We start from the raw sequence: 15,362 nt of genomic DNA, 5'->3' as shown, positions 1-15,362 counted from the left end.
TGCCCTTTTTTGGGTGTTGATAGGAGGAAAATCACATGAAAATAATTAACTTAGGCATTCTGGCTCACGTTGACGCAGGAAAGACAACATTAACGGAGAGTTTATTGTATACCAGTGGTGCAATTGCAGAACTAGGGAGCGTAGATAAAGGCACAACAAGGACAGATACAATGAATTTGGAGCGTCAAAGGGGAATCACTATCCAGACAGCAGTGACATCTTTTCAGTGGGAGGATGTAAAAGTCAACATTATAGATACGCCAGGCCATATGGATTTTTTGGCGGAAGTATACCGTTCTTTATCCGTATTAGACGGAGCAGTATTATTAGTTTCTGCAAAGGATGGCATACAGGCACAGACCCGTATACTGTTTCATGCACTACAGACAATGAAGATTCCGACAATTTTTTTCATCAATAAAATTGACCAAGAGGGGATTGATTTGCCAATGGTATATCGGGAAATGAAAGCAAAGCTTTCTTCGGAAATTATAGTGAAGCAAAAGGTTGGGCAGCATCCCCATGTAAATGTAACGGACAATGATGATATGGAACAGTGGGATGCGGTAATTATGGGAAACGATGAACTATTAGAGAAATATATGTCAGGAAAACCGTTTAAAATGTCAGAACTGGAACAGGAAGAAAACAGGAGATTCCAAAACGGAACGTTATTTCCCGTTTATCACGGAAGCGCTAAAAACAATCTGGGGATTCGGCAGCTTATAGAAGTAATTGCCAGTAAGTTTTATTCATCAACGCCTGAAGGTCAATCTGAACTATGCGGGCAGGTTTTTAAGATTGAATATTCAGAGAAAAGGCGGCGTTTTGTTTATGTGCGTATATATAGCGGAACATTGCATTTGAGGGATGTTATTAGAATATCTGAAAAAGAGAAAATAAAAATCACAGAGATGTGTGTTCCGACAAACGGTGAATTATATTCATCCGATACAGCCTGCTCTGGTGATATTGTAATTTTACCAAATGATGTTTTGCAGCTAAACAGTATTTTGGGGAACGGAATGCTGTTGCCGCAGAGAAAATTTATTGAAAATCCTCTCCCTATGCTCCAAACAACGATTGCAGTAAAGAAATCTGAACAGCGGGAAATATTGCTTGGGGCACTTACAGAAATTTCAGATGGCGACCCTCTTTTAAAATATTATGTGGATACTACAACGCATGAGATTATACTTTCTTTTTTGGGGAATGTGCAGATGGAAGTCATTTGTGCCATCCTTGAGGAAAAATATCATGTGGAGGCAGAAATAAAAGAGCCTACTGTTATATATATGGAAAGACCACTTAGAAAAGCAGAATATACCATCCACATAGAAGTCCCGCCAAATCCTTTCTGGGCTTCTGTCGGGTTGTCCATAGAGCCGCTCCCTATTGGAAGCGGAGTGCAGTATGAAAGCAGAGTTTCACTTGGATATTTAAACCAATCGTTCCAAAATGCGGTTATGGAGGGGGTTCTTTATGGCTGCGAGCAGGGGTTGTATGGATGGAAAGTGACAGACTGTAAAATCTGTTTTGAATATGGATTGTATTATAGCCCTGTAAGTACCCCCGCAGACTTTCGGCTGCTTTCCCCTATCGTATTGGAGCAGGCTTTAAAAAAAGCAGGGACAGAACTATTAGAGCCATATCTCCACTTTGAAATTTATGCACCGCAGGAATATCTCTCACGGGCGTATCATGATGCTCCAAGGTATTGTGCAGATATTGTAAGTACTCAGATAAAGAATGACGAGGTCATTCTGAAAGGAGAAATCCCTGCCAGATGTATTCAAGAATACAGGAACGATTTAACTTATTTCACGAATGGGCAGGGAGTCTGCTTGACAGAGTTAAAAGGATACCAGCCAGCTATTGGTAAATTTATTTGCCAACCCCGCCGCCCGAATAGCCGTATAGATAAGGTTCGGCATATGTTCCACAAGTTAGCTTAACAGCTTGCAAAAGTCATATAAAATGAGATTTGAAAGGATTAGAGACTAATTATGATGAAATGCGAATGGATATTGTGTCCTGTTTGTGGGAGCAAAACCCGTAATAAAATTAGGAAGGACACTGTTTTGGAGAATTATCCTCTTTATTGTCCAAAATGCAGACAAGAAAGATTGATTAAAGTTGACAACTTGAAGATAACTGTCATCAAAGAGCCAGACGCTTAAGACGCAGAGCCGATGAAATTGTGGAACAATTCACGAATCATCGGCTCTTTTTGTTTCGTATTTGAAAGAACAAACTCACCAAATAAAAAAAACGATATTCGGGTGGGTTATTTTGTTATACCCTAAATTACCCTCTGAATTTGTTTTTTAATTTGGAGGGATTTTTTTATGTTCTTTTTTCGGGCGGTTATTTATCTGCTCATACGAAGTAAAATTTATCAATACATAGCATGTCAGAGAACGGCAGGAAACCAGTTAAAAAAATTTCTGCCAGTGCAGCGGTACTTCTCACCTTGAAAGTAGAAGTACAATCTCCATACAACAGAATTACTATTTCCTATAACCGTAAAGGTCACAGAGCCTTTGCGGTTTTTCTTTTGTCGATTTTTGTTGGAAAGTGCCGCAGGGCTGTTTCTTATATTAGGTGTCGTTCGCCGCCTCTCCATCTGGATTTTAGATTTCAAAAATTCAGATGGGAGGTACTTACGGTGAAGTATGCACCAAAAAAAGTATATATCAGAGAAAGCGGTGGCTATGTGGAATTATCTTACACGGACTTCTGCCGCCGCAGGCAAGCCGACCAGACCTATATGGACAAGCTGTTTATTCCCGTTCAGGGCTGTCTGCTTGAAGTCGTGAGGGAGCAATACACAGACTTCTATCGTGACAAGGAACGGTGGCGTTATCTGCAAAAATTAGATACAAAGAACAGCCTGCTATCTCTGGACGGGTTTACAGACAGCGAGGGGAATCCTCTGGACTTTATCGCTGATGAAGCGATGGACGTTGCGGAAATCGTTGTCAATGCGGTCATGGTGGACAGGCTGAAAGCTGCCCTGCCTTTGCTGTCGGATAGTGAACAGGAACTGATACAGGCAATCTTTTTTGACGGACTTTCCGAGCGTGAAGTCGGGGCGAGGTTAGGCATAACCCAGAGCGTTGTGAACAAACGCAAAGCCAAAATCCTAATAAAGCTAAGAAAGATAATAGAAAATTAAAATTTAAGGCGTTCAGCCCCCTTGTTTTTTCCTTTGGGAAGATGAGGGGGGCTTTTCTCTGCCCTCTCAATCAATTCTGATTGGAGGAAGTAAGAATGGCATACAACCACGGACGGGAGGACAGGAAATGGCGTATCTGGAAAGAAGCGGAGGAAAAGCTGCTGCGTGAGTGCGGCGTTGATGAAGCGACCATTGAGCAGATACGAATAGAGGACAGGGCAGACTTCAATTCCAACAGGCGGTTTTACCGATGGACGAATGACGTTGCGGAATACCTTGAGGATATGGCAGACAGGGAGCGGCAGGCGGAAGTGGGTACGGTTGCGGAGTTACTGGACGAGATTGAGAGCGAAAATCTCTATCAAGTATTAGTCACGGTGGACGGGCGTACCTTGAAAATCGTCCTGCTGAAAATGCAGGGGTATTCCACAAAGGAGATTGCCCCGCTTGTGCATTTGACGACTGGTGCCATCTATGCGAGGTTAGACCATCTGCGGAAGAAGCTGCGGAAAATTTTGTAAGCGTCTAATACATCCCATTATCCTGCGGGCTACTGGGTGGGGAGTGGAATCTCCCCGCTTATTTTTTGGCAGGAGGACAGAGGGATGGCATATAAGGCTAAGGCGTACACGCTTTGGGAGGAATCCACGGAAAGCGGCACAAGGTATTTTATCAGCTTTAAGGACGGGCAGGGCAAATCCCACGAGTTGGAAGTGTCGGAACAGTTCTTTATGGAGTTTCGGCAGATGGAGCGCAGGAACAGGAATCTTCTCCAATGGGACGAGCGGCACAGGGAGTTTAACGAGGTATGGGACGAAACCCTTTACAGACGGGCGTTGCGTGTGCCTAAGAGCCTTGATGAACGCATGATTGAGGAAGAACGGAATGAAACGCTCTGTAAGGCGGTTGGGAGCCTGCCAGAGATACAAAGGCGGCGTTTCCTGCTCTATTACGAGTATGGGTTCAATTTTTACCAAATCGCCGCTATGGAGCATTGCACCGCTTCGGCAATACAGAAATCTGTTGCGATTGCAAAGGAGAAAGTAAAGGCGGAAATGAGGAAGTATCTCCAACCGTGACCGACACCGCCCGAAAAAGAAATCTGTTTTTTATTTGTGTGGGATTGGCGGCATTACATACTCTCATTTTTTTCATGGGAGTAAATCTATTTTTAAGGAGGTCAACGCCTATGTGCAACGAAAACAAAGACACCGCCCGAAAGGAGGAAAGCCATGCAGAAGTTACAGACAGTCAACGCCGAAACGCTCCTTTATGAGCCGCTTGAGAAACCGTCCTTTGTGGTGGACAGCCTTATTCCGACAGGTTTATCGCTGTTCTGCGGCTCACAGAAGATAGGCAAGAGCTGGCTCATGCTGAAGCTATGCCTATGCGTGTCGCAGGGACTTCCCTTGTGGGATATGCCGACAATGGAGGGCGACGTGCTTTACCTCTGCCTTGAGGACACGTTCTGCCGCATACAGGACAGGCTGTTCCGATTGACGGACGAAGCGAGCAGGCGGCTTCACTTTGCCGTGGCAAGCTGCAAGCTGTCAGACGGTCTTATCGTGCAGTTGGAGGATTATCTGAAAGACTATCCAGACAGCAGGCTCATTGTGATTGACACTTTGCAGAAAGTCCGTACAGCTTCAAAAGACAATGCCTACGCAAGCGACTATGGGGACATCTCCCTAATCAAAGACTTTGCCGATAGGCATTCTCTGGCGGTAGTAGTCGTACACCATATCCGAAAGCAGAATGACAGCGATGTGTTCAACAAGGTGTCTGGGACGACAGGCTTAACGGGGAGTGCGGACGCTACCTTTGTTCTGGAAAAGGAGAAACGGGCATCCGATACCGCCAAGCTGTATGTGACAGGCAGGGATACGCCTTATCAGGAATACACGCTGCGTTTCCGTGATTGCAGTTGGGAACTTGTGGAGAGGAAAACACAGGAGCAGCTTGCGAAAGAAACGATACCAGACGTCCTTTTTCGGTTGGTGGATTTTATGAGGGATAAGGAAAAATGGGCAGGCACGGCAACGGAACTGTTAGCCGCAATGGGAGAAACGGAAACCATACCCACGGTGATTACGAAATGGCTAAATGAATACCGCACCACATTTTTAAGTGAGAACCATATCGCCTATCAGTACAGCCGCAAAAAACACGGCAGGCAGATTTCGCTTGCAAGGCAGGAGGGTGACAGCGGTGACGGTGGTGACAGCGATATTGGGATACCCCCTGTTACTGTCATTGAAGCTTAAAGCCGTGTAAAGCGGGCGGCTCTGCCCTGCGGGTGACAGCGGTGACGGCGGTGACAGTGATTTTAGGATACCCTGCCGCTGTCATCCCTACGGGAGAACACCCCGCAAACGCAAAGTGCAGGCGTGGGATTTACCCGCCCTTTTCGGCGTGTAAAACCACCCCTGCGGTCAGAAAAATCCTTCTGATTTTTCCGACTGCGTTTACAGGGTGTAACACACTACACTTTGCCCTGCAAAGTCGTGTGCCAGACGTTCCCTCTGGGCTCCCTTAAGGCAGAGCTGTCGCCCTGCTATCCTGCGCCTTGCGGCTTCGGATAAAAGAATGTCGGGGTGACGGTGACGGCTCATGCGAGGGGGTATCCCAATATCGCTGTCACCACTGTCACCGCTGTCACCCAAAGGGCAGTTACCCGCCGAAGAAAGGAAGATGATGGATTATGCCCTATGCAATCCTGCGTTTCCAGAAACGCAAAGCGGGCGGCGTTGCGGCTTGTGAACGCCACAACGAGCGGAAGAAAGAAGCCTACAAAAGCAATCCAGATATAGATATGGAACGCTCTAAAAATAACTATCACCTTGTAAAACCACCACGCTACACCTACAAGAAAGAGATTAACCGTATGGTAGCCGAAGCGGGGTGCAGGACAAGGAAAGACAGCGTGATGATGGTGGAAACGCTTATCACGGCTTCGCCAGAATTTATGAACCAGTTACCGCCCGAAGAACAGAAAGCGTATTTTACGATGGCTCTGGACTTCATTTCGGAGCGTGTCGGGGAGAAAAATATCCTCTCCGCAGTTGTCCATATGGATGAGAGAACACCGCACATGCACCTCTGTTTTGTGCCGATTACGCCAGACAATAAGTTGTCAGCAAAGTCTATTTTAGGCAACCAGAAATCATTATCCGAGTGGCAGACCGCCTACCATGAGCGGATGTCCTCACGGTGGAATCAGCTTGAACGGGGTCAGTCCTCAATGGAAACGAAACGGAAACACGTCCCCACATGGCTCTATAAATTGGGCGGCAGGCTTGATAAACAGTATGAGGAAATCGTGTCTGCCCTCTCCGACATCAACGCCTTTAACGCAGGGAAGAAGCGTGACAAGGCACTGGAACTGATTGCGGCATGGCTCCCAAACGTGGAGAAATTCTCTAAGGAAATCAGTAAGCAGAGTGCCTATATCGACAGACTAAAGGAGCAAATCGGGCAGGAATCAGATTATGCGGGGCGTATGCGTGATGAAAAGTACGAGCAGGAATTAAAGGTGCAGAAAGCGAATCAGAAGATATTTGAATTGCAGAGAACCAATGAGCAGATGGGGCGGCTATTAAAGAAAATCCCGCCAGACGTATTAGAAGAATTGCAGAAAACAGGAAGAAATAAATCAAGAGAAAGGTAAAAAGTGAATGAAGAAACAGGATTTTAAGGTGTTAAAGACCAAAGACTTGTACCCGTTTCCCGACAATCCGTTTCATGTGGCAGAGGATGAAACGCTGTCAGAGTTAGCGGAAAGCATCAAGGAATTTGGCATTGTCACGCCGATAATCACACGCCCGAAAGAGGACGGGGACGGCTATGAAGTGATTGCAGGACAGCGGCGTGTCCGTGCGTCTGAACTTGCAGGGATAAACACAATCCCCGCTTTTGTCCTGCCCTTAGACCGTGACCGAGCCATCATCACCCTTGTAGACAGCAATTTGCAGCGTGAAAATATCCTGCCGAGCGAGCGGGCGTTTGCCTACAAGATGAAATCCGAAGCCATGAAGCGGCAGGGTTTCCGCACGGATTTAACCTCGTCACAAGTTGTGACGAAGTTGCGGACGGACGACAAAGTGGCACAGGGCTTCGGCGTGGGCAGGATGACCGTGCAGCGTTTCATCCGCCTGACGGAACTGATACCGCCGATTTTGCAGATGGTGGACGAGGGGAAAATCGCCCTCACGCCTGCGGTGGAGCTGTCCTTTTTGAAGAAAGACGAGCAGGAAAACCTCTTTGCCACGATGGAGAGTGAAGAAGCAACACCCTCACTTTCACAGGCACAGCGGATGAAACAGTTAAGCCAGAGCGGGCGGCTTGACATGGATACGATATTTGCAATTATGACGGAGGAAAAGGGCAACCAGAAAGAAACCTTGAAAATCAACACAAGCAAGCTGAAAAAGTATTTTCCGAAGAACACAACGCCGAAGCAGATGGAGGAAACCATCATCCGACTTCTGGAACGTGAGTTGCAGAGAAAACGGGGCAGGGACAGCCGCTAATCTTCTTTTTTCGGGAAGTAAATGCAGGAATTTGGAACAGGAGAAAGACAGGATTTTAAGGAAAATGAGGTAAGGAATGAAAGAAATCCAGTATAAGATTGTAAAGGAAATCGCCGTATTGTCTGCGAGTGACAGCGGCTACACAAAGGAAATCAATCTTATCTCATGGAACGGGAGAGAGCCGAAATATGACATCCGCAGCTTTTCCCCGAACCGTGGGAAGTGCGGAAAGGGTATCACGTTGAACGCTGATGAAGCGGCGGCACTCCTTAAAGCATTACAGAAAGAATTAAACAGCGGGGATTGATGGTATCTGATTGACAGGGCGGGGCGTTTCCAGACGTTCTCTCGCCCTGTCTGGAAAGGAAGATTTAAGTATGGGCGAGGATAAGAAAGAAGATAAAAAGAGAAAGCGTGTCGTGCCGAAAGCACCAGTGCAGATGATAATCAGCCGTGAATATGTCGGCACACAGACAGTCACAGAAGCATTTATCCCGATTATCTCCGAGGATATTCGGAAGAAGATTGCCGAGGGCGACACCTTCGACAATGAGGGGCTGTCCGCTTAGAATGTACGCAATGGAACATGAAAACAGATAGGACAGATACGGAGGTTTTATTATATGGCAGGAATAAGAGCGAAAAATATGATTTATGATGTCGGCAATTACTGCCGTCTGTCAAAGGATGACGGGACGGACAATGAGAGTGCAAGCATCGCAACACAAAAATCCATCCTCACAGATTATGTAAAAAAGCAGGGATGGAATCTGGTAAAAACGTATGTGGACGACGGGTATTCTGGGACAAATTTTCAAAGACCAGCTTTTCAGGAAATGCTTAAGGACATTGAAAACGGTCTGATAAACTGCGTTATCACGAAAGATTTATCACGTCTGGGGAGGAACTATCTTGATTGTGGGTTATATCTGGAAGTCTTTTTCCCAGAGCATAACGTGAGGTATATAGCGGTCAATGACGGCGTGGATACGCTCAATAAATCAGCGATGGACATCACGCCTTTCCGCAACATCCTAAACGAAATGTATTCTGCCGATGTGTCGGTCAAGATAAAATCGGCGTACCGTGCGAGGTTTCAGCAGGGGAAATTCATGGGGACGACAGCACCATATGGATATGTCAAAGACCCTGCTGACCATAATCACCTATTGATTGATGATAAAGTTGCACACGTTGTAAGAGAAATATTTGACCTTGCGTTAGCGGGCAATGGAATCTCCAAAATCCGCAAGCACATCAACAAACAGCATATCTTACGCCCCGCCGCTTATGCGGTTACGCAGGGGGCAACAGGCTATGAGCGGCACTTTGAAGATAACGAGGAAAACCGTTATATTTGGAGCGAGAACAGTGTAAGGGGCATTTTAAGAAGCCCGATATATGCGGGAAACCTTGCAGGCTACAAGCGGATTGCCGCCAACATGAAAAGCAAGAAACGCCCCTCTAAGCTGCCTGAAGAATGGGAAGTGATACCAGACACCCACGAGGGGATAGTCACGCAGGAGGAATTTGACACCGTACAGCAGCTTATTACAAGCCGCAGATTACCAGAAAACAAGGGCGGCTTTGAGAACATCTTTGCAGGCGTTATCAAGTGTGCGGACTGCGGCTATGCTATGCGGGCTATGAGTGCCAACAGGAGGAAACGCCCCGACATCATCGACTGCGTGCAATATTCCTGCAATAATTATGGCAGATACGGTAATATCATGTGTACCGCACACAGCATTGAAGCGAGGGACTTGTTCAATGCTGTTCTTGCCGACATCAACCGATTTGCGGATATGGCGGTCAATGATGAAAAGGCGGTGAGGGCGATTGAAAAGCGGCTCACGGAAACAGACCAGAGCAGGGCAAAGGCACTGGAAAAGGAGCAGAGAAAGCTGAACAAACGCCTTGCGGAACTGGACAGGCTGTTTTCTTCCCTTTATGAAGATAAGGTGATGGAGCGTATTACGGAGCGGAATTTTGAGATGATGTCGGGGAAATACCAGAAAGAGCAGCTTGAAATTGAAGCAAGGCTGAAAGAGGTAACGGAAACGCTTAACGACAGCTATGAGAAGTCGCAGGGTGTCCGTGACTTCCTCTCCCTAATCCGCAACTATCAAGGCATTAAGGAACTGGACGCAACCATCATAAACGCACTCATAGACAAGATACTTGTTTCGGAACGTGAGAAACTTATAGACGGAACGGTGCGGCAAGAAATCAAGATTTACTATAAATTCATCGGCTTTGTCGGTGAATTACATATCACACCGACAAAGCGGTGGACAGCGTTAAAGCCTAAGAATTGTACGGTGTGCGGCATTGAATATGTTCCCCGCTCTGCAATATCAAAGTATTGCCCAGAGTGCAGGAAAAGGATAAGAAAGGTTCAAGGAACGGAAACGAAACGCAGGAGCAGGGAGCGAAACAGACAGGCATGTATTGAACTGTCCGCAAAAAATGACCGACTGATCTGGAGCAGAGAGCAGGGCGGACCGTTCGGCAGGGAAACCAAAATCCGAAAGTCGATATTGTCCGTTATGTTACAGAAGGGACGTTCGATGCGTATCTATATCAGATCATTGAGAATAAACAGAAATTTATCTCTCAGATCATGACCAGTAAAAGTCCGGCAAGATCAGTAGAGGATATTGATGAAGTGGCACTGTCGTATGCGGAAATCAAAGCCTTAGCGGTTGGAAATCCGTATATAAAAGAGAAGATGGATCTGGATATTCAGGTATCAAAGCTTCAACTATTGAAGCAGAGCTTTCTTAGTCAGAAGTATGAAATGGAAGATAAAGCAGTGCGATATTTCCCAAATGAGATCAGGCAGTGTGAACAACGGATTGCGGATTATGAATCTGATATTGCACTGGCAAAGGAAAATACGCCGCCAGACCGAGAGGCATTTCCAGAAATGCAGATCCATGATGTGGTATATACAGAGAAGAAAGAAGCAGGACAGGCAATCATCGAAGCGTGTAAAGCAATGAAATCGGCAGATGCAGTGCTGATTGGAAGGTATCGTGGTTTTCCAATGAAGTTGTCTTATGATTCTTTTCAGAAGGTGTTTGTAATCTCCATGTATGGAAAACAAGTGTACCATGTACCGCTTGGAACAGATATTCATGGTAATATCACACGTCTAGATAATAAGATTCAGGAGATTCCAGGCAAAATGTTACGGTGTCAGGATAAGTTGGAAAACCTCAAGGTGCAGTTGGAGAATGCCAAAGAGGAAGCACAGAAAGAGTTTCCACAGGAAGCAGAACTGGCAGAAAAAGTAGCAAGGCTTGGAGAATTAAATGTGCTTTTGGATATGGATAAGAAAGACCAGGTGCTTTTGGATGATGGGGAAGGAGTGGAGATAGAACCGGAACAAAAGAAAAGAGAACATGAGCGGTAAAAGGCATAATGGATTTTTATAATATTTTGACTAAAATAAGATAAATGTTGTTGAAATTCTGGAAGCCGGATAGAACTTGTAAAGGACATAAAACTATGATAAGCTTTATAAACAGACAGAGAGTAAGGAAAATGCGGAACGAGAAAGAGGTGATACTATGGCAGAGAATAATATAAAAGAATTAGATTTTGACCGGAAACATGAAGAAGATTTACAACGTCTTCGGGGACTAAGATTGTTGGACGATGATTTCATGCAAAAGGTATTTGAAGATAAAGCATGTGCGGAGTTTTTGCTTCAGATTATTTTGAATCGAACAGATTTAAAAGTATTGCGCGTGAATGGACAGCAGGATATTAAAAATCTGCAGGGGCGTTCGGTAAGGCTGGATATTCTGGCGGTTGATGCGAATAGCAGAGTTTATAATATTGAGATACAGAGAAGTGATAAGGGAGCAGGAGTAAAACGAGCGAGGTATAACAGCAGTCTTATCGATGCAAATGTCACAGAACCGGGTGAAAAATATGAAAATTTGTGTGAATCCTATGTTATATTTATTACGGAAAATGATATAATGAAAGCAGGATTACCAATCTATCATATCGACAGAATAGTAAAAGAAACAGGTGAATTGTTTGGCGATGAATCACATATTATATATGTGAATTCACAAATTAAAGATGAATCTGCATTAGGAAAGCTGATGCATGATTTTTCCTGTACTGATGCTGATGATATGAAGTATAAAATTTTGGCAGATCGGGTTCGATATTTTAAAGAAGATGAGAAAGGAGTTGCGACTATGTGCAAAGCGATGGAAGATATGCGTAATGAAGCAGTGAAAGAAGAGCGTGTAGAAGTGGCGCGGCAATTATTGGAATTAGGTAAGTTGTCCTATGAAGAAATTGCAAAAATTGCGAAAATGACCACAGATGAAGTCAAAGCTCTGGATGAAAAAGTGCTTGCTTAAGGGAAAATGTTAAATAACTGGATGATTTTCATGCGGAAATCTCCAGTTATTTTTTATAATTTATATGTGGAGAAAACAGTATGAGGTTATACTATATTGAAATATACTGTAGCAATGATATGGAATACAAAATTTTGGCAGATTGTGAATTATTGGAGTATAGATAAAGTATGAAAGCGGACAATATAAAAAGCATAATTCAGGATATGGATAAGCTTCCATATAGAGCAATTTTATTTGATGGAACATGGGGGATTGGAAAGTCTTATGCAATAAATGAGGCATTAACAGAGAATCCAGACGTTTGTAAAATATCAATGTTTGGGTTGAAAGATACTAAACAAATATATCATGAAGCATTCTTTCAGCTGGCTTTAAAGAATAATATTGGTGGAAAGGTAGGTGAGATTGCGGGTAATGTTTTAGAAGCGGTATCAAAAGTTTGGGGAAAAGCAGGACAGGCAAAAGAGGTATTGCAAAGTATTGCTAGTGAAAGAGAATTATTTTTATTATTATCAAAAGAATTTAATACACTTCATATTATTGTTATAGATGATTTGGAAAGAATGAGTGATGATATAAATTTAGAGGATATATTTGGAGTTGTAGAAGAACTCAAGCAATGTAATTGTGTAAAAGTTATTTTAGTCGCAAATACAGAAGAAATGCAAGAGGATAAAAAAGAAATATTTGATAAATATAATGAAAAGGTGATTGAAAGAATTTATCATATAACAGAGCGTGCTGAGCAGGTTGAATGGAATAAGATGAATATCAGCGAAGCGTTTATTGAAAATTTTTTGATAAATCATAAAGTTAAAAATTTGCGGACACTCGAAAAAGCTCAACGTTTTTTCGAAGATGTAAAATTGTTTTGTAAAGGTGATAAAAGTGAGCAATTTATAGAGGAATTAAGATTAATATGTTTTGCTGTTGTTGTTGAGAGTATAGAAAATTTGTATTATAAGGAAATTAATCCGGATAGTACTGATCATACAGAGGAAATGGCAAATACGATTGAAAATATTCTGCAGCATAGAATTGGAAGATATCTTTATGGAATAAAGTGCAGTAGAAATTTGGTAGAAATGATATTGAAATATTATGAAGAAGGAATATTAAATGAAGAACAGTTAGAAGCTGAGTATAGTTTGTTTCTTAAGGCGGGAGATAAAGCTAACTATTATAAATCTGATGCAGAGATAAGAATCGTTTTACCTACTTTGAGAGAAGAAATGCTTGGAGCTAAAAATCTTGCAGAATTAAATCAGTTTGCAGATTCCTATATTGTTTGGAGCGATATTTTAGGAGAAGATAATGACGGGATTTTATCTGAATACAGGGAACTGTTAAATAAAATGCTGAAAGAAATGGCACTGAATGGACAAGAAGAAAATTTAATGTACACATATGATTTGTTTCATATGTCGTCTGGAAAATTAAAAGAGATATATCAAGAAGAAAATGAAGCAGTGATGAAATTCATAATCGAAACATATGTGGAGTGTTTGAAAAATACTACTCATGGAAAAAAGGCTTATGATTATTCATATAAACTCAGAAAATATTTCGATAGCAGCTATTATCATGAACTTATCATGTCGGAAACAGAAACTTTGTATAATAGAATTTCCTTTCCGGTAGATGAGGTGGATGAGGATAGATATCATACTTGTTATAATATAATGTATATTTTGTATCGTTCAAATGCTGATAAGTTCCAAAACTATTGTGATAAAATAAAAAAAGAATGTGATAATATGTCCAGACATCGGATAGAGGTGTTGGTAAATGAGATAATAAAAAAGTAAAAAAATATATTATTGCGTATTTACATAGCCAGGAGATTTCAATTTAGGGATTCCCTGGCTATTTTTGTGCCCAGATATTGCGTTAACAATATCAATTTAGGGCAGGAAGGGAGGGAAAATTATGCCATATATACCACCTCAGGTTGTGCAGGAGGTGAAGCAGATGGATCTGCTCACGTACCTGAAAAATTATGAACCATATGAATTGGTTCACTTTTCCGGTAACACTTACACCACCAGAACGCACGACAGCTTAAAGATTTCTAATGGTAAATGGATGTGGTGGAGCAGAGGGATTGGCGGCAGATCAGCACTGGATTATCTGATTAAAGTAAAAGATTACAGCTTTTTAGAGGCGGTTGAATTGCTTGCTGGACGGGCAAATATTCAACCGCCTCTTTCTGTATCCGAGCACGAACAGATTCCATTAGAAAAACATCTGCTGTTACCAAAAGCAAATCGGTATCACACAAATGTGTTCAGTTACCTTACCGGGCGGGGAATTGACGATGATATTGTTCGATTCTGTATAGAAACTGGACGGATTTATGAAAGTGCGTACCATCATAATGCGGTATTTGTCGGTATGGATCAGCAAAGGAAACCACAATATGCAGCACTTCGAGGAATCGATACAAACTTTATCGGGGAAGCAAACGGAAGTGATAAGAACTATTCTTTTTCAATTCCGGCAAAAGAAATGAGCGATAAAGTCCATGTGTTTGAATCGGCTATTGACCTGTTATCTTATGCAACGATGCAGAGATTGGACGGGAAGGAATGGCAGACAGAGCATTTATTGTCGTTAGCAGGAGTGTATCAACCTGCGAAAGAGATTGAAAAAAGTAAGGTTCCGGCAGCGTTGGCACGATTTTTGAAGGAGCATCCGGACGTGAAAGAGATTGTATTGCATCTGGATAATGATCGGATCGGAAGACTTGCAACGAAAGCAATCCAGACGGTTATTCCGGAAAAATATCATGTGCAAGACCAGCCACCAGTGAAAGGAAAGGATTGTAATGATATGTTGTGCCTGAGATTAAACCTTGGATTAACAAGGCGGGAGAAGTCAAAAAATCAGAAAAGCAACCGCCCATGGGAACGCTGAAGACGAAGAAAGGAGACGAAATTTTATGAAAATAGTGAAGTATGAATTGTCGGTGATCCATAAAAAAGAGTTGGCTTTGACTATGGAAGAGGATGTGGACAGTGAAGATCTGTTGAAGATTTTTCTGGAAACACAGTTGAAAGAAGAAAAAGAACAGAATGAATTGCTTGGAATTATTGCTGAAAAAGTGTCAGAAGAAGGCTGTACGGAGCAGTGTGAAAGTTGTCAAAAGTATTGTCCGGCAAGTGAAGAATGCATGGCAACTGATGAAAATGTACGATGCACAGAGTGTGAATACTTGTGTGAAACTTGCGGGATTTGTGAACTGAAAGAATAAAAAAGCATTTG

General features: G+C 43.1%; 16 protein-coding genes. All 16 read left to right on the top strand.

The annotated features are described in order from the left end of the window. The first annotated feature begins 35 nt into the window (after positions 1-35). The 16 genes from tet(O) (at position 36) to C7E02_RS07680 (ending at position 15,351) form a co-directional block, all read left to right on the top strand. Entirely contained in the window at positions 36-1,955 is a 1,920-nt protein-coding gene (gene tet(O), locus C7E02_RS07770) for a tetracycline resistance ribosomal protection protein Tet(O) (RefSeq protein ID WP_105309243.1), read from the top strand. A gap of 51 nt (positions 1,956-2,006) precedes the next feature. Next, positions 2,007-2,180, top strand: coding sequence for a cysteine-rich KTR domain-containing protein (locus C7E02_RS07765; protein WP_002779755.1), 174 nt, complete (start codon positions 2,007-2,009; stop codon positions 2,178-2,180). 488 nt (positions 2,181-2,668) lie between these two features. Further along, a complete protein-coding gene (locus C7E02_RS07750; protein ID WP_105309242.1) occupies positions 2,669-3,178 on the top strand; it encodes a sigma-70 family RNA polymerase sigma factor in 510 nt (169 codons plus the stop codon). Positions 3,179-3,273: 95 nt separating this feature from the next. After that, a complete protein-coding gene (locus C7E02_RS07745) occupies positions 3,274-3,699 on the top strand; it encodes a sigma-70 family RNA polymerase sigma factor (RefSeq protein ID WP_105309241.1) in 426 nt (141 codons plus the stop codon). A gap of 84 nt (positions 3,700-3,783) precedes the next feature. Continuing rightward, the gene (locus tag C7E02_RS07740) at positions 3,784-4,257 is read left to right on the top strand and encodes an RNA polymerase sigma factor (protein ID WP_105309240.1); all 474 of its coding nucleotides are present in this window, start codon (positions 3,784-3,786) and stop codon (positions 4,255-4,257) included. A 153-nt stretch (positions 4,258-4,410) separates the two neighbouring features. Then, positions 4,411-5,442 carry an AAA family ATPase gene (locus C7E02_RS07735; RefSeq protein ID WP_105309239.1) on the top strand — a complete coding sequence of 344 codons (1,032 nt, stop codon included), beginning with the start codon at positions 4,411-4,413 and terminating at the stop codon, positions 5,440-5,442. A 437-nt stretch (positions 5,443-5,879) separates the two neighbouring features. Continuing rightward, entirely contained in the window at positions 5,880-6,845 is a 966-nt protein-coding gene (mobV, locus tag C7E02_RS07725) for a MobV family relaxase (RefSeq protein WP_105309237.1), read from the top strand. A 7-nt stretch (positions 6,846-6,852) separates the two neighbouring features. Then, positions 6,853-7,707, top strand: a complete 855-nt coding sequence (locus tag C7E02_RS07720) for a ParB/RepB/Spo0J family partition protein (protein ID WP_105309236.1) — start codon at positions 6,853-6,855, stop codon at positions 7,705-7,707. 76 nt (positions 7,708-7,783) lie between these two features. Further along, positions 7,784-8,014 (top strand): YdbC family protein, encoded by a 231-nt coding sequence (locus C7E02_RS07715; protein ID WP_105309235.1) that lies wholly within the window; start codon positions 7,784-7,786, stop codon positions 8,012-8,014. 70 nt (positions 8,015-8,084) lie between these two features. Next, the gene (locus C7E02_RS07710; RefSeq protein WP_105309234.1) at positions 8,085-8,276 is read left to right on the top strand and encodes a stage II sporulation protein R; all 192 of its coding nucleotides are present in this window, start codon (positions 8,085-8,087) and stop codon (positions 8,274-8,276) included. A gap of 54 nt (positions 8,277-8,330) precedes the next feature. Continuing rightward, positions 8,331-10,334 carry a recombinase family protein gene (locus C7E02_RS07705; RefSeq protein ID WP_242978773.1) on the top strand — a complete coding sequence of 668 codons (2,004 nt, stop codon included), beginning with the start codon at positions 8,331-8,333 and terminating at the stop codon, positions 10,332-10,334. Next, positions 10,331-11,125, top strand: coding sequence for a hypothetical protein (locus C7E02_RS07700; protein WP_105309233.1), 795 nt, complete (start codon positions 10,331-10,333; stop codon positions 11,123-11,125). The genes C7E02_RS07705 and C7E02_RS07700 overlap by 4 nt, the downstream gene beginning before the upstream one ends. A gap of 157 nt (positions 11,126-11,282) precedes the next feature. Further along, positions 11,283-12,095 carry a PD-(D/E)XK nuclease family transposase gene (locus C7E02_RS07695; RefSeq protein WP_005340068.1) on the top strand — a complete coding sequence of 271 codons (813 nt, stop codon included), beginning with the start codon at positions 11,283-11,285 and terminating at the stop codon, positions 12,093-12,095. A 170-nt stretch (positions 12,096-12,265) separates the two neighbouring features. Then, on the top strand, positions 12,266-13,906 hold the full coding sequence (locus C7E02_RS07690) for a P-loop NTPase fold protein (protein ID WP_005340067.1): 1,641 nt from the start codon (positions 12,266-12,268) through the stop codon (positions 13,904-13,906). A 121-nt stretch (positions 13,907-14,027) separates the two neighbouring features. Then, positions 14,028-15,014 (top strand): DUF3991 and TOPRIM domain-containing protein, encoded by a 987-nt coding sequence (locus C7E02_RS07685; protein ID WP_105309232.1) that lies wholly within the window; start codon positions 14,028-14,030, stop codon positions 15,012-15,014. A 25-nt stretch (positions 15,015-15,039) separates the two neighbouring features. After that, a complete protein-coding gene (locus C7E02_RS07680; protein WP_105309231.1) occupies positions 15,040-15,351 on the top strand; it encodes a hypothetical protein in 312 nt (103 codons plus the stop codon). The last annotated feature ends 11 nt before the right edge of the window (positions 15,352-15,362 follow it).

The organism is Dorea sp. Marseille-P4042, from assembly GCF_900290215.1.
GTDB lineage: Bacteria > Bacillota > Clostridia > Lachnospirales > Lachnospiraceae > Dorea > Dorea formicigenerans.
Note: the sequence above shows the minus strand (reverse complement) of the source record. Positions and strands in the feature narration are given on the sequence as shown.